The sequence below is a fragment of the Oceanicaulis sp. HTCC2633 genome, assembly GCF_000152745.1.
Lineage (GTDB): Bacteria > Pseudomonadota > Alphaproteobacteria > Caulobacterales > Maricaulaceae > Oceanicaulis.
The window spans coordinates 659,904-683,486 of the sequence record NZ_CH672428.1 but is presented as its reverse complement, the minus strand read 5'-3'; the positions used below and the strand labels follow the sequence as shown (position 1 = coordinate 683,486).

Here is a 23,583-nt window from a genome sequence, read left to right as displayed (position 1 = left end):
CGGGGATGATTAACCCTGAGAGGGAAACAAGCTGTAAACGGCGCCGGGATAAATCCCGGCGCCGCAGTCATTTTGTGATTAACGCGTCAGGGCCTCGGAGACCGCGCGATCGAGGCTGTCTATATCGGCGCCCGGGATGACCGTATCGCCCACAATGAAGAACGGCGTGCCGGTAATGCCGATCGACTGGGCCAGCTGGCGTACATCGGCGAGCTGACGAGTGATCTCTTCGGACTCCATTTCCGCCCGCATGGCGGCCACATCAACCCCGGCCGTGACGGCGAAAGCGTCGATGCGTTCGTCGGGCAGGGGGCCGCTCGCATTCATGACGGCGTTATGGAACGCCTCATAGCTCTCAGGCGCCACGCGCCAGACTGCGAGCGATGCGCGCGCGGCGTTGGTCGATTGTTCGCCGCGGATCGGAAATTCCTTGAAGATGAAGCGCACCTGATCGCCATGCTCTTCCAGGACGGACTGGATCCACTCGTTGGAGACGGTGCAGTACGGGCAGCGATAGTCAAAGAATTCGACGACGGTGATCACTGGATTCTCAGCGCCGACCTGCGGATCACGCGAATCCCCGAAAAGCTGGTCTTCGCTGGAGGTCACAGCGCCCATCAGGGCGTCCTGCTCCCGCTGTCGCGCGCGGCGCTGAAGCTCGATCAGCGCTTCCTCGATGATCTCGGGATTCTGCAGGATGTAATCGCGAACGATCTGTTCGATCTCGGCGCGGTCGGCCGGTTCTTGCGCCGGGGCGCAGGCGGTCATGCCCAGAGAGACGGCGAGGGCGAGCAGCAAGGTGCGCATGAAAGCTCCAGTCAGGATTCAGGTCTTACATGACCGTGCGTTTAGCGCGTTTGATGCAACAGGCACAATCACAAGCGTGTTTAGGGCTGCAACAGCATCTGCCGGCTCTGAGGCTGGAAGTTGGGCCGGCGTTCACGCTCCCGCCGGTTCCATTCGCGCATTTCGCGGGTGTCCGGCCGGGTCACGGCGAGGATCTCGGTCGCCCGGACCCAGGCTTCCGTACCGCGTTCCAGCTCTTCCTGGGCGCGCGTTGCGAAAATATGCGCCTGCATTTCGTCGCCTACTGCATAGGCGCGCTCCGCCGTCGCCAGTTCGGCCTCCGCGGTTTCGCCCAGTTGCTGGTGCGCCAGGGAACGCTGGAACCAGGCGTAGGCATTCTGCGGTTCGCTCACCAGCGCCACCCGGAGCTGGCTGAGGGCCTCGCGGGCATTCGCCTCATCATTGGTCGCGATGAGCGCGGAGGCGTAGCCGATGCGCAGAAGCGGGGCGTCCGGCAGGAGTTCCACGGACCGGCGATAGGGTTCGATCGAGCGTTCGATGAAACCGCTTTCATAGAGCATCTGGCCTTTGAGTTCGAAGAAGAACGGGTTCTCCGGCTCGATTTCCAGCAGCTCGTTGACGGCCGTCTCGGCGCTCTCGGTCAGACCTTGCTTGTAATAGGCCACGGCCCGGGCATAACGCGCCGGAATGGAGGTGTCGGTTTCGGGATAGCGCGAGAACGTTTGCGCGGGCGGCGCCATGAAGCCAATGATCTTGGCTTGCAGGCGTTGGAGCTCTGCAATTTCCGCCTCTGTATCGGGCACATCCGCATAGGGGGAGGCTTCCACATTCCGGCGGAGGGCGGCGACTCGGTCGGCGGACAGGGGGTGAGACCGGAAGTACTCCCAGCGGCGCTGGAAGGAGATGCGCTCCTGATAGGCGAGGCGCTCGAAAGTGGCGACCAGGCCTCGGCCGGACTGATGGGTCTCGGTCAGAAAGCGGACGGCCGCCTGATCGGCCGAGGCTTCCTGGGCGCGCGTATAAGTCAGCATGTTGAGCTGACCGAATTGCGGTGCGGAAGCCATGATCGCGGCCCCGGCGTCCGGGGCGCCAGCGAGCGCGGCGATCAGACCCACGCCCAGCGAGGCCGCCATGGTGGCGAGGCCCGCGCGACTGGCTTCGCCGCGACGGATGATATGGGCGCCTTCGATATGCCCGATTTCGTGAGCAATAACACCTTTGATTTCGTTAGGGTTTTCGGCTCGAATAATGGTGCCGGTATTGAGGAATATATTCTGGCCGCCCGTCACGAAGGCATTAAAGTCCATGTCGCCGACGAGATAGAAATCGACAGCGTTCACATCCAGCCCTGCCGCTTCCAGAAGCGGATCTGAATATTGCCGCATGGCAAGCTCGGTTTCTGTATCGCGGATCAGTCCCTGAGCATGGGCGCTGGAGAGGCTGGCGAGCGCCAGGCCTGCGGCGGCGGCCAGTCGGGTCAAGCTGTGACGCACGGATGTAAGCATTCAGAACGCCTTCCTCAGTGTCAGCCGCCCAGCCGAAGCGAAAGTCTATCTACTTGGCGGACGATACGCCAGAGAACGTGAGAACGGCGCCGGATTTGTGACATCCGGCGCCGTTCGCTCGCCTAGCTCAGACCAAGGAATTTGGAGGATTTCTGCCACCAACCGCGTTTGGCGGGGCGCGCCTCTTCGCTGTCGCCGGTTTCCTGACGGGTCTCGGAGGCAGCGTCTTCCGGTTTGTCACTCTCGGCGCTTTTCGCCTCTGCCGCAGGCTCGGCGTTGGTCTCTGACGCCTGGATCTCGGCCTTGGCCTCTTCAACACTCAGTTCGGCCGGTGCGCTGGCCTGTTCCATGGCTTCGCGCGCCGCCTTGTCGGTGTTTTCCGGCTCGGCCTTCTTGCGGCGCGTACGACGCTTGGGCTTCGCAGAGTCACCCGCATCAGCGGATGCCGTTTCGTCGTCAGCCGCATTGGTTTCAGACGCGGCGTCAGCAGCGGGCTCGGCCTTCTTGCGGCGGGTGCGCCGTTTGGGCTTGGCGGGCGCCTCATCCTCTGCATCGCCAGATTGAGCGTCTGCAGTCGGTTTCGCGGTGCCCGCGTCCTCAGCCTCGGCTGCAGACTCAGTCTCAGCCGGTTTCTTGCGGCGGGTGCGACGCTTGGGTTTCGCCGGCGCCTCATCCTGATCCGCGGCGGGGCTGTCGTCAGAAGCCTGGGCGTCCTCAGACGTGTCAGTTGCGGCGGTTTCAGACGACTCGCTGTCATCTGGGGCGGATTCGCTACGCTCCGAGGGTTTGCGACGGCGACGGCTGGGGCGTTTGCGGCGCGGTGCGGCCTCTTCGCCGTCTTCGCCTTCGCTGGCGCCAAAGGGTTCAGACTCGGAAGGTTCGATCACCTGCAGGCCCGCCACCTCATCATCCGAAGCGGTGTCGGTGGTCTCGGCACGGTTTTCATCGTCCGCATTATCGAGCGCGGCCTGGGCGTCGTCCTGACCGCCAGCTTCATCATTCCGCTTGCGGCGGTTGCGTCCGCCCCGACGACCACGGCGACGGCGCTTCTTGGAGCCGTCTTCATTGGTCTCATCCGATGCGGAGCGGGCAGGGCGAGTGTCGCGTTCGGCGCTGTCTTCTGCTTCGTCAGACTCGTCCTCATCGATATCCAGGTCCGGCTCCACGGCGTCTGCGCTGGTCAGCGGGGTGTCGGCGCGGGCGGCTTCGGCGACTGCGCGGGCGGCTTCGCGACGGCTTTCCAGGCGTTCGAGCTGACAATCGGGACGGATCAGGCTGTCATCGGCGGACACCGTGACGCTCATGTCGTAGCGCGCCTCGATGGCGGTGAGGTGATCGCGTTTCTCGTTGAGAATATACAGCGCGACCTCAGGCGAGCAGCGCAGACGCGCCTTGGCCGTCCGGCCCCGCACGCCTTCCTCTTCCAGCGTGCGCAGGGCGACCAGTGCGCTCGATTCGATCGAGCGGATATGGCCCGAGCCCTGGCAGTGCGGACATACATCGGTGGAGCCTTCCACCAGCGAGGTCCGGCGGCGCTGACGGCTCATCTCCATCAGTCCGAACTGGGAGATACGGCCCACCTGCAGGCGGGCGCGGTCGCGCTTGAGGGAGTCCTTCATCTTCTTCTCGACAGCGCGAACATTCTTGTTCTCGTCCATGTCGATGAAGTCGATGACCAGCAGCCCGGCGAGGTCGCGCAGACGCATCTGGCGGGCGGCCTCCTCAGCCGCTTCCATATTGGTCTTGAGCGCAGTCTGCTCGATATTGCGTTCCTTGGTCGCCTTGCCCGAGTTCACGTCGATGGAGACGAGCGCTTCTGTCGGATTGATGACGATATAGCCGCCCGATTTCAGCTGTGCGACAGGCGAATGGATTGCTTCAAGCTGGCTTTCCACCTGATGACGCAGGAACAGCGGAGTGGCGTCGCGATAGTTCTGGACCTTCTTGGCGTGGCTGGGCATCAGCATGCGCATGAAGGCCTTGGCCTCCTTGTACGCCTCTTCGCCGTCCACCAGAACTTCGTCGATTTCCTTGTCATAGAGATCGCGGATCACGCGTTTGACGAGATTGCCTTCCTCATAGATCAGCTTGGGCGCGCTGGATTCCAGCGTCGTCGTGCGGATCGTCTCCCAGAGGCGGATCAGATAGTCGTAATCGCGCTTGATCTCGACCTTGGTGCGCGCTGCGCCCGCAGTGCGGATGATCAGACCCATGCCCTGGGGCACGGACAGCTCGGAGACAGCTGACTTCAGGCGCTTGCGGTCCGACGCATTGGTGATCTTGCGAGAAATGCCGCCGCCGCGGGCGGTGTTGGGCATCAGCACGCAATACCGGCCGGCCAGCGACAGATAGGTGGTCAGCGCGGCGCCCTTGTTGCCGCGCTCTTCCTTTGCGACCTGAACGAGCAGCACCTGACGGCGCTTGATGACTTCCTGGATCTTGTACTTGCGCAGGAAGGAGCGGCGACGGCGCGCCGCTTCATCGATCAGATCATCCTCGTCGGGCGCCGGGGCGTCCTCGTTCTCTTCGTCCGAACCGGCGTCTTCTCCGAGGTCTGCGGCGACCTCGGCCTCGGCCTCGCGCAGGGCGGCGCGATCCTCGTGCGGGATCTGGTAATAATCGGGGTGGATCTCGTTGAAGGCGAGGAAGCCGTGCTTGTTGCCCCCGTATTCAACAAAGGCCGCCTGCAGCGACGGCTCTACGCGAGTGACCTTGGCAAGATAGATGTTGCCCCGGATCGGCTTCTTGGAAGCCGATTCGAAATCGAATTCCTCAACCCGATTGTTGTCGACAATCACCACCCGGGTCTCTTCCGGGTGGGCGGCGTCGATCAGCATTTTGCGTGACATTAAAAAACGCTCCATACCGCATGCCGATCGCCGCGCTCGACTGGGAGGCGGCGTCAGACATGCAGCGATTGTGGATGGAACGCGCTCGGCGGCGATCTGTTCTTAGTAAAGATGATCTCGCGGCGGGAGCGCGCATCATGGGTCTGTCCTTAACCGGGCAAGGGCGGTTCTGATTCGAACTGTCACCCGTGCGCCAGTTATTCTGGCTTGTGGCGCCGGCGGCGGGCCTTGGCCCTCCCGCGTCGTCCAGAAATCTGTCTGATCTGAAGATTTGCGCCTGTGCGCCCATCTTCAAGGGTATTCGATGCAGGCGGCGCGCGGACGCGTCCGTTCCTGACCTTCGAACATAATCACATTGCACGAGAATGTCGCCAATGAAAAGCGAGCTTCGCCGTGTTAGAGTCTCGTAAAGGACTCGCTAACCGAATCTCAAGGCGTGTCGTTTTACCTTGTCGTCGAATGGAGTTTTGCGCGCCTTGAAATGACGCAAAACCCGCTTGGGACCTCGGGATGGTGGTGGTCATGATGCGATTGATGGCGAGTCTTGTCGCGTGCGCCCTGACGGTGATTTCAGGGTCAGCGTTCGCGTCCGACATCACGAAAGTGCGGTTCGGCGCCTACGAAACGCACACGCGCATCGTCATCGAAAGCGAAACCCCGCTTGATTCTCGCGCTTTCACGTTGGCTGAGCCTGTTTCGCGACTGGTTGTCTCCTTTGACCAGGCCGGATGGGACGTGCCCGAACTGCCCAATCGTCAGGGCGAGGGCGACGGCCTGGTGGGGCGTTTCCAGTTTGATGGACAGGCGGGTGCGCCGCGTCTGGTCTTCGCGCTGACAGCGCCGTCCACGATTGATCACCATTTCTCGCTGGATCCCGATGGCGGCGGCTACCGCACCGTCGTGGACCTGATTCCGGTTGGCTCCAGCACCTTTCAGCAGGTGTCCGGATTTCCGGCCGAAACGACGAACATGGCCCAGTTCCTTGTCGAGAACGCCGTGGTCTCCGCCGCGCCGCCGGCGTGTGAAGCCGTACGCGTGGTTATTGATCCGGGCCATGGCGGCCGCGACCCGGGCGCCCTGGCCCGATTTGGCGGTGGGGATGAGGCGGATGTGAATCTGGCTGCCGGGCTCGAACTGCGTGACCTTCTCAATGCGACGGGCCGGTATGAGGTCATCATGACCCGGGATCGCGATGTGTTCGTGGACCTGTATGATCGGGTCGAGATTGCGCGTGAGGCGGAAGCTGATCTCTTCATCTCCCTGCATGCGGATTCGGCGGGTAGCTCGTCCACCCCGGAGGGCGCCACCGTGTATTCGATGAATCACCGGGCCGTGGACCGGGCGCGTTCGCGCGCCATCAGCCAGGGTGACTGGGTGGACTCCAACCGTCCCGAAGAAGTCTCGCGCATCCTTGTCGAGATGTCGCTGACCAACAAGGAAAGCCAGTCCGAGCGTTTCGCGGATGCGCTGCGCAGCGAGGTGGGCCGGGTCAATCCGTTGTTCCGCAACACGCCGATGCGGGCGAATTTCGCTGTGCTGATCGATGCGGAAGTCCCGGCGGTGCTCTTTGAGATGGGCTTCCTGACCAATCGCAATGATGCGCGCCGCCTGAACAGCGCGACGGACCGGCGCCGGTTGATGCAGTCTGCCGCTGCAGCCATTGACGCTCATTTTGCGCATTGTCAGGGCGGCGAGGGCGAGCGCTATATCGCCCAGAACGCCGCCTCTGCCTCCAGCACCCGCTGATCTGGCCTCATATCTGCATCTGTCATTGGGTTGACGGCCAACCCACGCCATAATAGCGCCATCAGCGGGCGTAATAAGGCGTGGGCGGGCAGGCCTTGCGCGCCGTCTATGAGGGCAAGATGAAGCTGTTGAGTTGGAGTAACGCCTTGCGGGTCCTGATCTGGGGCGCAGGCGCGGCGGTCGTTCTGGGCGTGATCGGCGTGATCGCCGGCGCTGTGTATGTGGTCCGGGTGACGGACGACCTGCCCGACTACCAGCAGCTGGCTGAATACGAACCGCCCATCATGAGCCGTGTTCATGCCGGCGACGGACGTCTGATCCAGGAATACGCGATCGAGCATCGGGTCTTCGTGCCGATCGAGAATATCCCGCCTCTGGTGATCGACGCCTATCTGTCCGCCGAGGACAAGAATTTCTACAACCACGGCGGCGTGGACTATCTGGGCATGGTGCGCGGGGGCATCCGCTCGATCATCGCACGCATGCGCAATCCCAATGCGGCGCTGCAGTCCGGTTCGACCATCACCCAGCAGGTCGCCAAGAACTTCCTGTTCAGTTCCGACCAGCGCATTGACCGCAAGATTCGCGAGATCGTCATCGCCCGTCGCATGGAGCGGGCCTTCACCAAGGATCAGATTCTCGAGCTCTATCTGAACGAGATCTATCTGGGCAATCGCGCCTACGGCATCGCGGCGGCGGCGCTGAACTATTTCGACAAGTCGCTCGATGAGCTTGAGCTGCATGAAGCGGCCTATCTTGCGGCCTTGCCCAAAGGCCCGAGCAATTATCATCCGACCCGGAACACGGAAGAGGCCATAGGTCGTCGCAACTGGGTGATCTCGCGCATGATCGCCAATGGCGTCGTCAGCCGCGAGGCGGGCGAGGCGGCCATGGAAATGCCGCTGGAAACCGCCGAGCGCCTGGACGGCGACGAATATCTGGCGGCGGAATACTTCGTCGAGCAGGTGCGCCGTGAAGTGTTCAATCGGTATGGTCAGGACCAGCTGTATGAAGGCGGCCTGTCGATCCGCACCACGCTTGATACCCGCATGCAGCTCGCCGCTCGTCAGGCCCTGCGCAACGGGCTTGAGGCCTATGACCGCCGTCACGGCTATCGTGGTCCGGTGGCCACGCTTGAAAGTTTTGATGCCTGGCCTGACCAGCTGTCCGAGATTGAACCGCCTGCCGATATGGATGATGGCTGGCGGCTCGCGGTGGTGCTGGAGCTGACCGACACGGACGCGCTGATCGGATTCGCCGACCGCAGCCGGGGCCGGATCCCGCTCTATGCCTTGGCCTGGGCGAGGGAACCGCGCCGCGACGAGAATGGTTTTCCCCGCACAGGCGGCGCCATTCGCCAGCCTTCGGACGTGTTCGAGCTGGGCGATGTGGTGATCGTTGAGGATCTGGTGGCCGAAGACGCGCCGGACGAGACGGTCGAGGAGGATCATTACGGGTTGCGCCAGATTCCGGCCGTGAATGGCGGTATTGTCGCCATCGACCCGTTCACGGGCCGGGTGCTGGCCATGGTAGGCGGCTATTCCTTCCAGCACAGCCAGTTTAATCGCGCTGTTCAGGCGCGCCGTCAGCCTGGCTCCTCCTTCAAGCCGTTCGTCTATGCCGCCGCGCTGGAAAACGGCTATACGCCGGTCTCCATCATTCTGGACGCGCCTTTTGTGGCGTCGGGCGATGCGGAAATGCGGTTCTATCGCCCGCAGAACTATTCCGAGGTCTTCTACGGCCCCTCGACCCTGCGTCGCGGGCTCGAGCTGTCTCGTAATGTGATGACCGTGCGTCTTGCGCAGGATATGGGGATGGCCCCCATCGTCGACATGGGTGAGCGGACGGGCATTTATGACGAGCTTCAGCCCACCCTCGCCATGTCGCTGGGCGCAGGGGAAACCACGCTGATGCGTCTGATCGGCGCCTATGGCGCGCTGGTCAATGGCGGACGATTGATCGAGCCGGCCCTGATCGACCGGGTTCAGGACCGGTCGGGCGATACCATCTATATTCATGATGAGCGCGAGTGCGTCGGCTGTGATGTGCCGGGCGGGTATGATCCCTCCCTACAAGAGCCGCGTCTGCCCGAACTGGGCGAACAGGTGGTTGATCCTGTCACCGCCTATCAGATCGTGCACATGCTGGAAGGCGCCGTTGAGCGCGGCACCGCGACGGCCCTGCGCTCGCTCGGCCGTCCGCTGGGCGGCAAGACCGGCACCACCAATGATTTCCATGACGCCTGGTTTGTCGGGTTCAGCCCCGACCTTGTCGTCGGCGTCTATGTCGGCTTCGACAATCCGCGCCCGCTGGGCTCGGGCGAGGCGGGCGGCCGTGTGGCGGCGCCTGTGGCGGCGGAGTTCCTGGGCGCCGCGCTGGAGACCTATTCGGTGGCGCCTTTCCGCGTTCCTGACGGGGTGAGCCTGGCGCCGATCGATCGTGAAACCGGAGAACCCGGCGTGATCGGGCGGCCCGGCGTCATTCTGGAAGCCTTCAAGCCGGGCACTGAGCCGCAACGCGGCCAGACGGCGGCGGAAGAAACTCTGAGTTTTGGCGCGAACGCCCTTGGGGTGGACTTCTCGGATGGAAACCCGTCCGACACACCCGATGATGAAGAGGATGAGGACGCACTGGGCGGCCTTTACTAGCAGTATGTCCTCTGGTTCCTGATCGAAACAGGCGCAGTCTCTTGTCCAGGGGCTGCGCCTCGTTTATCGACCCCCTCCGACCCTTTTACCCAGACTCTCAGGAGATCCGCCATGCGCGCCGAGATCGCTGAACTCAAAGACGCCATCGAACAGTCCACCGCCTTGCTACGGAGGCGTCTTTGACTGGCCTACGGCTGAGAAAAGACTGGATGAACTGAACGCCAGGGCGGAAGACCCCACACTCTGGGACCGCCCGACTGAAGCACAGGCGCTGATGCGCGAACGCAATCGCCTCGATCAGTCGATGACCGAGGTTCAGGAGATCGTCGCCGATCTCGCCGACACGCTCGAGCTTGCCGAGATGGCCGAGATGGAGGGCGATGACGACCTTTATCAGGACGCGACCGAAGCGCTGAAAGCGCTCCGCGCGCGGGCGGGCAAGGCCGAACTGCAAGCTCTGTTGTCTGGTGAAGCGGACGGCAATGACAGCTATCTCGAGATTCACCCCGGCGCCGGCGGCACCGAGGCGCAGGACTGGGCCTCCATGCTGGCGCGCATGTACACCCGATGGGCGGAGAAGTCCGGTTTCAAGGTCGAGGTGATCGAGGCGCAGGCGGGCGAGGAGGCCGGCCTGAAATCCATCACCATCCTGGTGAAAGGCGAGAACGCGTATGGCTGGCTGAAGACCGAGGCCGGGGTGCACCGTCTGGTGCGCATCTCGCCTTATGACAGCTCGGGCCGCCGCCATACCAGCTTTGCGTCTGTCTGGACCTATCCGCTGGTGGACGACACCATCGAGATCGAGATCGAGGACAAGGATGTGCGTGTGGACACCTACCGGGCTTCGGGCGCGGGCGGGCAGCACATTAACAAGACGGACTCCGCCGTGCGCCTGACCCACGAACCCACAGGCATTGTGGTCGCGTGTCAGACCGATCGCTCCCAGCACAAGAACCGGGCGAACGCCTGGACCATGTTGCGCGCGCGCCTGTATGAGCTCGAATTGCAGAAACGCGAGGAAGCCGCCCAGGCGGATGCGGAGTCCAAGACCGATATCGGATGGGGCCATCAGATCCGCTCCTACGTCCTGCAGCCCTATCAGATGGTCAAGGATCTGCGCACGCAGGTGGAGACCTCGGACACCCAAGGGGTGCTCGACGGGGATCTGGATGACTTCATGGCCGCTGCGTTGGCGCAGCGCGTCGGAAAGACCGAAGAGGACTAGCCCTCAGGTATGCCTGAACGCAAAAGGGCCGGTGCTCAGCACCGGCCCTTTTCTCATCGGAGGCGTCTGCAGTCTCAGGACTTCGACGTGAACGGATCGTTGGCCACGGCCTTGTCGGCGCTGGCTGTCGTCGCGGGAGGCGGAGTGGTGGAGGACGCCGTGGAGCTGCTGCTCGAGCTGGCGGGTTGCGCAGCCGGCTTGGCGCTGGCAGGCGGCGCCTTCACATCAGACAGCGGGTCGGAGGAGCGTTTGCACAGGCCGTCGAAATACGCGCCGCTCTCGATTGCCAGGGTGGCGTGAATGACGTCGCCTTCCACGCGGGCGGTGGAAGAGAGCTGCACCTGACGGGCGCGAACGGATCCGTTCACGCGGCCACGGATGACCACATTCTCGGCGATCACTTCGCCCTTGATCGAGGCTTCCTCGCCAATGGTGAGGTCGGTGGCGCGCACATCGCCTTCAACGGTGCCGTCCAGCTGCACTTCGCCATCAGAGACGATGGAGCCGGTGATCTTCAGATCAGCGCTCAGGATGGAGGGGGCTTTGGCTTTCATGGCGGACCTCTTGGTCGGAGCAGGAGCGGCGGCGGCTGCTGAGTTGTCGCTCGGGGGCATATCTTTTTTAGTGAACATAGCGTCCGGCTCTTATGTAGTCTTCGGGGTCAATGTGTTCGCCGCGGAACCAGATTTCATAGTGGAGGTGCGTCCCGGTTGAACGACCGGTCGACCCCATCCCCCCCAGTCTTTGTCCCAGCTCCACATCATCGCCGCGGCGCACGTCGATGGAGTGAAGGTGGCCATATCGCGTGCGGAACCCGTATCCGTGATCCACTTCGACGGTCCGACCATACCCGGCCCGCCAGCCCGCGTAAACGACCCGACCCGGCGCAGGCGCCACAATCGGTGCGTTTCGGAACGCCGCGAAGTCCTTGCCCGCATGCATGGCCAGACGACGCGTGAACGGGTCAATTCGCGCGCCATAACGCGATGTCTCACGAAACGGGCCATCAATCGGCAAGCCGAGCGGCGTCGCGTTCAGCAAAGCTTCGACCTGCTCGCTTTCCACAAGCCGGTTGGCGATGCGGGCGACGCGGGCATTGAACGGGTCCTCGAGATTGAGAGCGTCGCTGAACAATGGCGCCTGATCGAGACTGATCAGCGGGCCGCCCGTGCCGCCATCCTCGTTTTCCAACGGACCTTCCTGCATGGCTTCGTCCACGCGCATGCCGGTAAGGCGCAGGACAGCGCGCAGATTTTCGAGACGGCGTTCGGCAGCGTTCTCTGCCTCGGCCAGAGCGGATTCCTGATCTGCGAGCAGAGCGGCGACGCGTTCTTCCGCGAGGCCGTCAAAAGCTTCTTCACCAACCGGGTCAAGCAGCGCCTGACGCGGATCGGGATCCGCTGGCGAGGCGGCCATCAGGATACGGCCTTCATCAAGGCTGGGGCTCTCGCGCTCCTCGCCCACGGACAGATCGTCCGCAAAATCGAGCAGACGGCGCAGCGTGTCATGGCGCATCTGGAACTCGCCCGCCGTGCGGTCAAAGGCGTCGGTGCGCGATTCCATGTAGGCGATGGCGGCGGCTTCAGCCGCACGCGCCTCATCAACCTCGTTTCGGTATTCCGCTTCGATCTGGGCGAATTGCTGTTTGGCGCGCTGGTCGGCGCGACCGTCCAGCAGCATGCCGACCGTAGTCAGAGACAGCCAGACAGCCAGCAGGCACACGCCGCCGATCGCCGAGAGCTGCATCTCGGTAGTGATAGCGAAGTATCTCACCTGACCTTCGGTCCGGTGATAGATCTGCCGATCCGGGAAGCGCTGTTTGATCTGCTCCCAAGGTCCGGCCAGTAGTCGTTTCACCATCCGACTGCGTCGCCTCGCTATCCTCGCCCCTCGATGCGCTATCTCGCATGATAACGCATCGTTTATCAACTGATCCGTTGCAAGCCGCGTACCGGCTCCCATGGATTGTTATGAAATATGTCTCGTGCGTCGGCGCGTCTTGCAAGCGCTGGTTTCAGGACAGGGCTTCCGCCAAGGGCTCATAGAAGCATCCGGGCAGGCCTGCGGCGGAGCGCGCCGGTGCATTGAAGGGGCGCTTCAACGGTCCACGGAAGTATGTCGAGACAAGGCGATGAAAGCAGTGTTCGGCGCTATCCGTCTCATCGCGGCACACATGTTCGAACCATCGCGAGCCTGCGGCGACATGTCCGACTTCCTCCTCATAGATGATCCGGAGGATGGCCACGCTCGCCTCATCCCCGACCGAGTCGAGTTTCTCGATCATCATCGGAGTGACGTCGAGACCGCGCGCTTCGAGCACCATGGGCGCGACTGCAAGTCGGGCGGCCAGATCGCCTGAAGTGTTGCTGGCGGCCTCCCACAGTCCGTCATGGGCGGGCAGATCGCCGTAATCACCGCCCATCTCCTGCAATCGTCTGCGCACCAGCGTGAAGTGTCTCGCCTCGTCATCCCCAACGCAGATCCAGTCCGAGACAAAACCGTGACGTTGCGCGTCGGCAATGCGGGCGTCTCCGGCGAACCGGGCGACCATGTCGAAATGCAGATCGATGGCGTTGAACTCGATATGGGCGACGGCGTGCATCAGCGCGAAGCGACCGGCGGGATTGCCCAATCTGCGTCGGGGAACCTGAGCCGGCGGCTTGAGTTCAGGACGAGGGGGGCGGCCTGGCGCATCCGGCGCGCAGGACGCCGCTCCCGACCGTGGAGCGTCAAGCTGTCCTGAGCTCCAGGCGTGCGCAGCTTCGTGCGCCAGGCGCACCTTTTCGGACGGGTCGGCGGTCGCGACTACGCGGGCCGCCATCTCCATCACGCAGGTCGGGGCCTCACGGGTCATCAGGAGGCCTTCACGGCCTCGAGCACGGAGTCCACATGGCCCTTGACCTTCACCTTGCGCCAGACCTGCCGGATCACGCCGTCGGGGCCGATCAGATAGGTGCAGCGTTCAATACCCATATAGGTGCGGCCATACATGTTTTTCTCGACCCAGGCGCCATAGGCTTCGACCGTATCGCCCGCCTCGTCAGACGCCAGGACCACTTTCAGCTCATGCTTGTCGCGAAACTTGTCATGTTTGGCTACGCTGTCCTTGGACACGCCGATAACCACAGCGCCAGCGGCCTCAAAATCGTCAATCGCCTCGGAGAAACCGATCGCCTCTGTCGTGCAGCCCGGGGTGTCGTCCTTGGGATAGAAATACAGGACGACCGATTTGCCTTGCAGCTCCCGTAATGAGATCTGGCGACCGCCATCTGCAGGAAGCGTGAAGTCAGGGGCCTTGTCGCCGGGCTTGAGCTCGCTCATGAGTGTCATCCTTGATGATTTCCGAACCATTGGTGCGGAAGATTGTCATTTCGTCCCGCCGCGTCCAGTCGCGACCCGACTTTGAGTTCATATGCGCCGTATCGCCCGCCTGTCACTTCTCTACCTGCTTGAAGCGATTGCTGCGCTTCTGGCTCTGGCTGTGGTGGCTTTCGGGGCGGCGCTCTGGCGGCTGGCGGAAGGGCCCGTGAATGCGGAAATGATCCGTCCGGCCGTCACCGAGATCCTGCTCGAGGCGGTGAAGGGCGACGCCGCCGCCATCGGCGATCTCGAGCTCAGCTTCGATCCCGCTTACGCCGCGCTTGTGGTCACAGCGCGCGATGTGAGCATTTCCCGCGCTGACGGGGATACCATCATCGCCTCGGAGCGGATTGAAGCCGGCGTCGCCCTTGACCTGCTGCTGGCCGGACGTGTCGCGCCGGTCAGTCTGGAAGCGCGGGGAGGCACCCTCTGGCTCTACCGCGATGAGCTCGGGCGTCTGACCGGCGGTCTGGGCGCCCTGGAGGACCGGTTCGGAGCCGCTCAGGAGTCCGAGGACGCCGCGCCTGACTTCAACATGGATCGGGCAAGTCGGGTCTTCGCCCGGCTTTTGCGCGTGGATGTCTCCAATGTCAGCTTGCAGGTGAGAGACGAGTATCACGACTGGACCGGCCTTTTCACCGGAATGGGCGGTGCGCTCGAGCTCAGTGACGGGGCGCTCTCCCTGCGCGCGGAAGGCGCGCTTGTGACCTCTGCGGGGCTCGCACCCATCACGCTGGACGTCCAGTCAGGCCGGTCGCTGGAAAGCGTCTTTGTCGACGCAGCGCTCACGGACCTCGTTCCGGCCGCCGCTGCGCCGCTTCAGGGCCCCTTTACCGGGCTCTCGGCGCTGGACGCGCCTTTTGACATGCATCTGGTCTTTGACGCCTCACGTGAGGCCGGACTGCGCCAGGCGAGTCTCCAGATGGAGGCGGATACCGGCGTGATCCGGTCGGCAGGCCGTCAGACCGATATCCGGGCGGCGCGCATCGACGCTTCGCTTGATGTGGAGGCGGGCCGTCTGGACCTGCATGAGCTGAGCGTGGATTCAGATCTGCTGACCCTGTCTCTGAACGGGGCCCTGCATGACTTCACCGCCTATGACGACGCCATACCGGCGCGGGCCCTTTATGAACTGAACGCCGGGCAGGGGCGTCTTGATTTGAGCGGTGTCTTTCCCGAACCCCTGCAATGGCGGTCGGTTGCGCTTGCCGGCGGGCTGGACATTGATCAACGACAGATCCGTTTTGATGAGCTGAACGCTGTCCTGCCGGCCGCCGCCGCAGAGTTCTCAGGCTCCCTCGCCCTGGAGGATACGTCTGCGGGCCTGCTTCCGACACTCAAGCTCAATGGACCGGTGCAAGGCACGCTGACCAAACGCGATGTGCTCAATCATTGGCCCGTCGATTTCGCGCTGGGCGCCCGGGATTGGGTGCGCGACAGCATTCTGGACGGACGCGTGACCGGCGCGACGCTGGATATCAATCTCAGAGCGGAGGCGCTGGCCGCGAAAACCATCGCGGATGAGGATCTGACGCTCAGCTTCAGTTTCACAGATGCCGACGTCCGCTATATGAGCACCATGACCCCATTGCTGGGGTTGTCCGGCGATGCGGTTCTGCGCGGCAATTCACTGTCGCTGGAGGGCTACGGCGGCGCCATCGGCGCAATTGAAGCGACGCGTATCTATGTCGACATACCGCGTCTGAATCCCAAGGGCGCGATCGCCCGCTTCGGCGGCGCCGGTCGGGGCGATGTGGCCGACGTGCTCATGCTGGTCAGCGAGCCGCCCCTTAATCTCGCCAGCGAATACGGCTTCGATCCACAAGCGTTCGGCGGGCAGGGGGAGCTGAGCTTCGAGATCCGCCGCCCCATGCTGCGGACCGTGCCTGCGGAGGATCTGGGCTTTGAGTTCTCCGGTCGCTTCGAGGATGTCTCCGGTCCTGCCGGACCGCCCGGAGTGGACTTGTCAAACGGCGTCGTCTCCATTTCCGTGACGCCCGAGGGACTGAACGCCGAAGGCGACGCCCGCATCGCTTCAGCCGATGCCCATATCGTCTGGACGGAAACCTTCGGATTGGGCGAAGCGGCCAAGCCCACCCAGGTGCGTGTAACCTCGACAATGACGGCGCGGGAGCTCGATCAGATCGGCCTGCCCTTGCGGCGCTTCATGGACGGGGCGGTCGGCGTGGAAGCCGTGCTGAACGGCCGGGGCATGGACTTCTCCGATGTAAGTCTTGATCTCGATCTTCAGAACGCTGCGATCGCGCTCCCCGCCAATCTTTGGGACAAGGCGGCCGGTGAGCCGGCCACGGCCTCACTGGCCGCCAACATTTCCAGCGAGGGCGCGATCCAGCTCGACCGGCTGCAGCTCAACGCAGAGGGCGTGGCGCTCGACACCAGCGCCGAGATGGCGGTGGATGGGCGCTTGCTGGCGGCTGAGGCCTCTCGCGTCTTCATCGATAGGCGCATGGACCTCAGCGCCGAGATTTCCCGACCTGACGGCCCCGAAGGCGTGCTGGACATCGCTGTGCGCGGCGCCTTTCTGGATGCGCGGGACCTGTTCGGCATGGCGGCGCCCTCAGGCGGCGGGGACCTGGCCGCCGCGGTCAACTTCGAAGGCGTTTTGGACCGCGTCCTGGTGCGCGACCAGTCATTCAGCAATGTCGGCCTGACCCTGAACGCGCGCCCGGAAGGCGTTGCGCGTTTCGTGCTGGAGGCGGATGCTGACGGCGGACCGGTCATTGTCCGATTTGAGCCGGAAGAAGAGACGAGCGTGCGTCGCCTGAGCGCGCTGGGTCCGGATGCCGGGCTTCTTCTGAGCGCCTTCGCAGGTTTCGATAATATCTCGGGCGGCGCCCTGAGGCTGAATGGCGCCGCTCCCCCGCTCGGGCAGCCGGGAGGCGTCAGCGGTGAGATCGAGGTGGATGGTTTCACCCTCAACCGCATGCCGCTCCTGGCCCGCATTCTTGCAGCTGGCTCGCTCGAAGGCCTGGGAGGGCTTCTCAGCGGCCAGGGCATCGGCTTTGAACGACTGGAAAGCCAGTTTGTCTGGCAGGGCGGCATTCTCGAAATGCGTGAGGCGCGCGTTGCAGGCCCATCGCTTGGCGCGACCTGGAACGGGCTAGTCGATTTCAGTGACGAGCGTCTGACGGTCAACGGGACACTTCTGCCGTCCTATGGCGTCAATTCCATTCTGGGCTCGGTGCCGGTTCTGGGGGAGCTGTTCACATCGCGTCAGGGCGAGGGGGTCATTGGCGTCACCTTCTCCGTTAGCGGCCCCTTCAGTGAGACCCGCGTGACCGCGAACCCGCTGTCTGCGCTGGCGCCGGGCGTGTTTCGCAGGATTTTTGAGGGCACTTCGGCCGAACGCGAACTGGACGCGCTGGAAGCGGAACGCCGTGCTGAACAGGCGCAAGCCGCTCAATCGCGCGAGGCGGACGGTGCGACGACACCGGAGCCTGACACCCCACCCGAAGCCGAACCGGAACCACAGGAGGATGCTCCATGATCGCGATCGGACTCATGAGCGGCACCTCTCTGGATGGCGTGGATGCAGCCTTGCTCGAGACGGACGGAGAAATGATCGCCCGCTTCGGTCCCGGGTGCGAAACGCCGTTCGAGCCAGATGAACGCGCGGTTCTGAAAGCGGCTGTGGACGCAGCTCTGGTCTGGCGGTTCGACGGTGATGAGCCTGCGATCTTCCGCGAGGCCGAGCGCGTTCTGACCGCCACTCACGCGCGGGCGGTGGAGCGCGTCGCCGTGATGGCGGGCATCGCCGTCGCCGATATTGAACTCGTGGGTTTTCACGGTCAGACCGTGGTGCACCACCCTCCCAAGGACGGGCGCGACGGTCAGACCCGCCAGCTGGGGGATGGACAGTCCCTGGCGGGCCGGCTGGGCGTCCCGGTCGCCTATGATTTCCGCACCGCGGACATGGCGGCGGGCGGTCAGGGCGCGCCGCTGGCGCCCATCTATCACCAGGTGCTGGCGCGCTGGGCCGGGCTGGAACAGCCTCTGGGCGTTCTGAATATTGGCGGCGTGGCCAATCTTACGCTGCTCCGTTCGGATGGCGCGCTCGACGCTTTTGACACCGGCCCCGGCAATGGCCTGATCGACGCCTGGGTGGAGGACCACACTGGCGCTCCCATGGACCGCGACGGCGCGTTGGCGTCCCAAGGGCGGGTATTGGAGGCGGGGCTGGCGGAATTGCTGGCGCATCCGCATTTTGCGCTGGAGGGCCCCAAATCACTTGATCGCTGGGACTTCTCCCTCGACGCGGCGCGCAATCTCGGCGTGGAGGATGGAGCGGCGACGCTGTCACAATTCACCGCAGAGTCCATCGCGCTGGGGCTCAAGGCCTGCAGTGAACGGCCCCGCCGCCTGATCGTCTGCGGCGGCGGCCGCAAGAATGCCGACCTCCTGCGCCGGATCAGCGCGGCGACAGGCATTTCGGTGTGCAGCGCCGAAGCGGTGGGCTGGCGTGGGGATCTGATCGAGGCGGAAGCCTTCGCCGTTCTCGCCGCACGCACGCAGCGCGGCCTGCCGCTAAGTTTTCCGGGAACGACGGGTGTCGATCAGCCGCAAACGGGTGGCCGGATCGCTCATCCTTCATAGAAAAAGCCCCGGCCAGCTGACCGGGGCTTTTCATATCGTTCAGAGTCGGTTCTAGCGTTTGCCGGTGCTCGCCATTTCAGAGCGTTCGACTTCCACTTCAGGCAAGCGTTTGTCGAGATAGCCTTTAACCGACGCTTCGAGCGGATCCAGGTGGTCGGTGAACAAATGACCGGCGCCCTTGATGATGTCGTGGGTGATCACGATGCCCTTCTGGGTGCGCACCTTGCTCATGGCGCGCTCCATTTCATCGTGCGGCACGATGGCGTCCGATTCCCCGTGCGCGATCAGGCCAGAGGCCGGGCAGGGCGCGAGGAAGCTGAAATCATACATGTTGGTGGGCGGAGACACCGAGATGAAGCCTGCGATCTCGGGGCGGCGCATCAAGAGCTGCATGGCGATCCAGGCGCCGAAGGAATGCCCGGCCACCCAGCAATAGGAGGCGTTCGGGTTGTGCGCCTGCGCCCAGTCGAGCGCGGTCGCCGCATCAGAGAGCTCGCCCAGACCCTGATCATACGTGCCCTGGCTGCGTCCCACGCCGCGGAAATTGAACCGCAGCACGGAAAAGCCGCGCGCCTTGAACTCGTCGTACATCATGGTCGTGACCGGCGTGTCCATATGACCGCCGCCGCGCGGGTGCGCATGCAGGATCAGCGCAACGGGCGCGCCAGGGGTCTTGGACGGGCTGTATTTGCCTTCAAGGCGGCCGGCAGGGCCGGGAATGATAACGTCGGGCATGGAAGGATTACGGGTCCTGCTGCAATTTCCCTAGCTCTGCACTCAGGAATTGATTTCCAGGTGGTGCAAGGGGTATGGGAAAACCAAGTCCTAATACTTGACTCTCGCGCTTGGGATATTAGCTCCCTGTAGCGCGACAGATGTGAGACAAACGGGTCGGCCTCATAGCACAGCAGGGCCGCATAATGCGAGCGCGCCGCGCTTATTTGTTCGGGTTAGCCAAGGATAATGTCATGAAGCTGAGCACCAAGGGGCGTTACGCAGTGATGGCCATGGTCGATCTCGCCCAGGCCAGCCTCGAGAAGCCCGTGCCGCTGGGCGATATCGCCTCGCGTCAGGAAATCTCTCTCTCCTATCTCGAACAATTGTTCGCAAAGTTGCGCCGTGCAGGCGTCGTCAAATCCGTGCGCGGTCCGGGCGGCGGGTACAAGCTGGCGCGTCCTCTGGGGGAAACCCGCATCGCGGACATCATGCTGGCGGTTGAAGAGCCGGTAGACGTAACGCGTTGCCAGGGCAAGGCGACAGGCTGTCTGGAAAGCGGGCGCCGCTGCATCACCCATGATCTGTGGGATGAGTTGAGCCGCCATATCCATCTCTTCCTCAATGACGTGACGCTGGAAGACGTGCTGGAGCGCCGCGTCATGGGCATGTCCATGCGACGTCGGGCGCCGGATGCAGCGCTGGAGGCGGCGGCGGAGTGACGGTCTATCTCGACCATAATGCGACCGCTCCGGTCCGGCCTGAAGCCCGCGACGCCGTGATGGCGGCGCTGGAAGCTGTGGGCAATCCGTCCTCGGTCCATGGGCCGGGGCGGTCGGCGCGCGCCCGGATCGAGATGGCGCGCGGCGTGATCGCGAAAAAGATCTGCGCACGGGCGGAAGACCTCGTCTTCACCTCGGGCGGCACGGAAGCGAACAATCTGGGTCTTAGGGCCGGGATCGCGGCGGGCGCGACCCGTGTGATCGTTTCGGCGATTGAGCACGACGCCGTCGGCGCTGCCGCACAGGCGCTGGGCGTTTCTTGCGAAATCTGGCCGGTTCTGAAGACCGGTCAGGCAGACATAGACTGGCTCAAGGATCGCCTTCAACGCGCTGAAACCGAAGGCGAAACCCCGATCCTGTTCGCGCTGATGGCGGCCAACAACGAAACCGGCGTGATCCAGCCCTATGCCGAGGCCGGGCGCATGATCCGCGAAGCGGGTCATCTCTATCACATCGACGCGGTTCAGATGCTGGGCAAGGCCGGGTTTGATTTCGCCGGATCGTTCGCTCATTTCGCCGCGTTTTCCTCCCACAAGCTCGGCGGACCCCAAGGCGTGGGCGCTCTGGCGGTGGCGTGTGAAGCGGGTGTGGCGCCGCAACTGATCGGCGGCGGACAGGAGAAGAACCGCCGTGCGGGCACCGAGAATGTCGCCGGTATCGCCGGATTTGGCGCCGCGGCAGCTGTTGCTGGCGGCGCGGAAGAGTTCAGCCAAATCAGGGCTTTGCGAGACGAATTGCAAGCGCGACTGAAAGCGGGCGCACCCGAAATTACAATCTGGGGCGAAGATGCAGAGCGACTGGACAACACCTTGTGCCTGTCTGCGCCGGGCTGGCCGAGTGAAATTCAGGTGATCGCGCTCGATCTCAATGGCTTTGCCGTCAGCGCCGGCTCGGCCTGCTCCTCAGGCAAGGTGCGCAAATCCAAGGTGCTCGAAGCTATGGGCGCGTCGGCGGCGGATGCGGAAAGCGCGCTGCGCATTTCGCTGGGCTGGACGACGACGCAAGATGATATCGAGGCGTTCGCGAACGCCTGGCTGAATGAATATGCCCGCATGCGCCCCCGCGCGGCGGTGTGAGACTGAAGAAGGAAGCGGCTTATGCCTGCGGTCAAGGAAACCATTGAAGACGTACGTCAGCTCGAGTCTGACAAGTACAAATACGGCTTCACCACCGAGATCGAGCAAGAGCGCGCGCCCAAGGGTCTGAGCGAAGACACCGTGCGCTTCATCTCGGCGAAGAAGGGCGAGCCGGAATGGCTGCTCGAATGGCGTCTGGAAGCGTTCAAGCGCTGGACCCAGATGAAGGAGCCCGACTGGGCCAAGGTCGGCTATCCGCCCATCGACTATCAGGAGGCGTATTATTACGCCGCCCCGAAAGATGCAGCCAAATACAAGAGCCTGGACGAAGTTCCTCAGGAGCTGCTCGACACCTACAAGAAGCTCGGCATCCCGCTGAAAGAGGCCGAGGTTCTGCTGGGCGTTGAAGGCGCCGAGGCGAGCGCGGCTGAAGCGCGTAATGAGGGCTCCCAGCGCAAGGTGGCGGTGGACGCAGTCTTTGACTCCGTGTCGGTGGCGACGACCTTCAAGGAGGAGCTCAAAAAGGCCGGCGTGATCTTCATGCCGATCTCTGAAGCGGTTCACGAGCATCCCGAGTTGATCAAGAAGTATCTCGGCTCGGTCGTGCCTGTGACGGACAATTTCTTCGCCACGCTCAACAGCGCGGTCTTCTCGGACGGCTCGTTCGTCTATGTGCCCAAGGGCGTGCGCTGTCCGATGGAACTGTCGACCTATTTCCGGATCAACGCCGAAGGCACGGGCCAGTTCGAACGCACGCTGATCGTCGCGGATGAGGGCGCCTATGTGTCCTATCTCGAGGGCTGCACCGCGCCGATGCGCGACGAGAACCAGCTGCACGCCGCCGTGGTGGAGCTGGTGGCGCTCGATGACGCCGAGATCAAATACTCCACCGTGCAGAACTGGTGGCCGGGCGACTCGGACGGCAAGGGCGGGGTCTATAACTTCGTCACCAAGCGCGCCGACTGCCGGGGGCGGAACTCCAAGGTGAGCTGGACCCAGGTCGAGACCGGGTCCGCGATCACCTGGAAATACCCGTCCTGCGTTCTGAAGGGCGATAACAGCCAGGGCGAGTTCTATTCGATCGCCGTGACCAATGGCCGTCAGCAGGCCGACACCGGCACCAAGATGATCCATCTGGGGCGCAATACGAAGTCGCGGATCATTTCCAAGGGCATTTCGGCGGGCAAATCCGACCAGACCTATCGCGGGCTTGTTTCCGTGCATGGCAAGGCCGAGGGCGCACGCAACTTCACCCAGTGCGACAGCCTGCTGATCGGTGATACCTGCGGCGCGCACACCGTGCCCTACATCGAGTGCAAGACGCCCAAGGCGACGCTGGAGCATGAGGCGACCACCTCCAAGCTCTCCGAAGAACAGCTCTTCTACGCCCGCCAGCGCGGCCTCGATGAGGAAAGCGCCGTGGCGCTGCTGGTGAATGGCTTCTGCCGCGAAGTGCTGCAGGAACTGCCCATGGAATTCGCCGTGGAAGCCCAGGCGCTCCTGAAAGTCTCGCTCGAGGGGAGCGTGGGGTGATGAACGTGTATTGGTCTGCCCTCGGTGTTGTCAGCCTGACGCTTCTGGGTGCGTGCTCCCAGCCGTCATCGTCATCGGAAGCTGACGCGCCTGCACACTCTGCCCGTCTCGCCATGTGTGGCGACGGACTGGCGGAAGGCTGCGTGGAAGCCGTGAGCGATACGACGGGTCTGATCTATTCATCCACCGACGGCGGATATGAATTCCGCCTCTTGGCGCTGGAAGACGGCGCGGAGCTGCAGCGGTTCGGTGAAGAGCATGGCAACGCCGTGTCCGGACCGTCGCTTGAAGATCTCGATCAGGATGGCGATCTCGAACTGATCATTCCGGACTTCACCGGCAATGTGAACACGGTCTATCGCATCTGGCAGCAGGTCAGCGAAGAGCGCTTCGAGCCTGCAGGCGAGGTGAGCGGGTTTGATCTGACGCCGGATGTTCAGACCGGCCTGATCGGCATCTCCTCGCGCGGCTCTGCGGTTCAGTACAGCTACACAACCCATGTGCTCACCGAGGACGGGCTGGTGCTCGTCTATCAACTTGATGCCGATTACGCCGACGCCGCCTGCGTGCTGACGCAAGGTCCGGCCTTTGAAGCCTCAAGCCATGACGCCGACCTGTTGCTGAACGGCTGCGAGGCGGAGCTTTAGGATGAAGACGGGGCGCGCGCCTTCGGGCGCTGCGCCTGAAACGATAAAGGGTTCGAGCCGGCCTCCCTCTCATGCGC

General features: G+C 63.4%; 17 protein-coding genes. 9 read left to right on the top strand and 8 right to left on the bottom strand.

Going from position 1 to position 23,583, the window contains the following annotated elements:
- Positions 1-78: 78 nt before the first annotated feature.
- From OA2633_RS03300 to OA2633_RS03290, 3 genes are all read right to left on the bottom strand, one after another.
- Positions 79-807 carry a DsbA family protein gene (locus tag OA2633_RS03300; protein WP_009801067.1) on the bottom strand — a complete coding sequence of 243 codons (729 nt, stop codon included), beginning with the start codon at positions 805-807 and terminating at the stop codon, positions 79-81.
- A gap of 80 nt (positions 808-887) precedes the next feature.
- The gene (locus OA2633_RS03295) at positions 888-2,312 is read right to left on the bottom strand and encodes a M48 family metalloprotease (protein WP_009801066.1); all 1,425 of its coding nucleotides are present in this window, start codon (positions 2,310-2,312) and stop codon (positions 888-890) included.
- Positions 2,313-2,434: 122 nt separating this feature from the next.
- Complete coding sequence (locus OA2633_RS03290; protein ID WP_009801065.1) at positions 2,435-5,161, bottom strand: ribonuclease E/G; 2,727 nt, start codon at positions 5,159-5,161, stop codon at positions 2,435-2,437.
- A 534-nt stretch (positions 5,162-5,695) separates the two neighbouring features.
- Between OA2633_RS03290 and OA2633_RS03285 the strand changes: the two genes are divergently transcribed.
- The 3 genes from OA2633_RS03285 (at position 5,696) to prfB (ending at position 10,780) form a co-directional block, all read left to right on the top strand.
- Positions 5,696-6,907 carry an N-acetylmuramoyl-L-alanine amidase gene (locus OA2633_RS03285; protein ID WP_162010960.1) on the top strand — a complete coding sequence of 404 codons (1,212 nt, stop codon included), beginning with the start codon at positions 5,696-5,698 and terminating at the stop codon, positions 6,905-6,907.
- A 119-nt stretch (positions 6,908-7,026) separates the two neighbouring features.
- Complete coding sequence (locus OA2633_RS03280; RefSeq protein WP_040613006.1) at positions 7,027-9,555, top strand: penicillin-binding protein 1A; 2,529 nt, start codon at positions 7,027-7,029, stop codon at positions 9,553-9,555.
- Between the two features lie 111 nt (positions 9,556-9,666).
- Positions 9,667-10,780 (top strand): peptide chain release factor 2 gene (prfB, locus tag OA2633_RS03275; protein WP_156776082.1). Its coding sequence is split into 2 segments (ribosomal slippage): positions 9,667-9,735 and positions 9,737-10,780, totalling 1,113 coding nucleotides; the frame shifts between segments, so codons are not numbered across the junction.
- A 74-nt stretch (positions 10,781-10,854) separates the two neighbouring features.
- On the opposite strand, the gene OA2633_RS03270 is transcribed toward prfB, so the two are convergent.
- The 4 genes from OA2633_RS03270 to bcp form a co-directional block, all read right to left on the bottom strand.
- Positions 10,855-11,334, bottom strand: coding sequence for a polymer-forming cytoskeletal protein (locus tag OA2633_RS03270; RefSeq protein ID WP_009801060.1), 480 nt, complete (start codon positions 11,332-11,334; stop codon positions 10,855-10,857).
- 67 nt (positions 11,335-11,401) lie between these two features.
- Entirely contained in the window at positions 11,402-12,640 is a 1,239-nt protein-coding gene (locus tag OA2633_RS03265) for a M23 family metallopeptidase (RefSeq protein WP_009801059.1), read from the bottom strand.
- Positions 12,641-12,794: 154 nt separating this feature from the next.
- Positions 12,795-13,634, bottom strand: coding sequence for a ferritin-like domain-containing protein (locus OA2633_RS03260; protein WP_009801058.1), 840 nt, complete (start codon positions 13,632-13,634; stop codon positions 12,795-12,797).
- A complete protein-coding gene (gene bcp, locus OA2633_RS03255; protein ID WP_009801057.1) occupies positions 13,634-14,101 on the bottom strand; it encodes a thioredoxin-dependent thiol peroxidase in 468 nt (155 codons plus the stop codon). The genes OA2633_RS03260 and bcp overlap by 1 nt, the downstream gene beginning before the upstream one ends.
- Before the next feature lie 91 nt (positions 14,102-14,192).
- Here bcp and OA2633_RS03250 point away from each other — a divergent pair, with 91 nt between their 5' ends.
- Both OA2633_RS03250 and OA2633_RS03245 read left to right on the top strand, forming a co-directional pair.
- Positions 14,193-17,648 (top strand): AsmA-like C-terminal region-containing protein, encoded by a 3,456-nt coding sequence (locus OA2633_RS03250; RefSeq protein ID WP_009801056.1) that lies wholly within the window; start codon positions 14,193-14,195, stop codon positions 17,646-17,648.
- On the top strand, positions 17,645-18,754 hold the full coding sequence (locus OA2633_RS03245) for an anhydro-N-acetylmuramic acid kinase (RefSeq protein WP_009801055.1): 1,110 nt from the start codon (positions 17,645-17,647) through the stop codon (positions 18,752-18,754). The genes OA2633_RS03250 and OA2633_RS03245 overlap by 4 nt, the downstream gene beginning before the upstream one ends.
- Positions 18,755-18,805: 51 nt before the next feature.
- Here the strand turns inward: OA2633_RS03245 and OA2633_RS03240 are convergent, their stop codons facing one another.
- Positions 18,806-19,489, bottom strand: a complete 684-nt coding sequence (locus OA2633_RS03240) for an alpha/beta hydrolase (protein ID WP_009801054.1) — start codon at positions 19,487-19,489, stop codon at positions 18,806-18,808.
- Between the two features lie 233 nt (positions 19,490-19,722).
- Here OA2633_RS03240 and OA2633_RS03235 point away from each other — a divergent pair, with 233 nt between their 5' ends.
- The 4 genes from OA2633_RS03235 to OA2633_RS03220 are packed head-to-tail and all read left to right on the top strand — an operon-like array spanning position 19,723 to position 23,506.
- A complete protein-coding gene (locus tag OA2633_RS03235; protein ID WP_009801053.1) occupies positions 19,723-20,190 on the top strand; it encodes an Rrf2 family transcriptional regulator in 468 nt (155 codons plus the stop codon).
- Positions 20,187-21,326 (top strand): cysteine desulfurase family protein, encoded by a 1,140-nt coding sequence (locus tag OA2633_RS03230; RefSeq protein ID WP_009801052.1) that lies wholly within the window; start codon positions 20,187-20,189, stop codon positions 21,324-21,326. Before OA2633_RS03235 ends, OA2633_RS03230 begins: the two co-directional genes overlap by 4 nt.
- A gap of 21 nt (positions 21,327-21,347) precedes the next feature.
- Positions 21,348-22,859: a Fe-S cluster assembly protein SufB gene (gene sufB / locus OA2633_RS03225; protein WP_009801051.1), complete on the top strand. Its 1,512-nt coding sequence runs from the start codon at positions 21,348-21,350 to the stop codon at positions 22,857-22,859.
- Positions 22,856-23,506 carry a hypothetical protein gene (locus tag OA2633_RS03220; protein WP_206740545.1) on the top strand — a complete coding sequence of 217 codons (651 nt, stop codon included), beginning with the start codon at positions 22,856-22,858 and terminating at the stop codon, positions 23,504-23,506. The genes sufB and OA2633_RS03220 overlap by 4 nt, the downstream gene beginning before the upstream one ends.
- Positions 23,507-23,583: the final 77 nt, after the last annotated feature.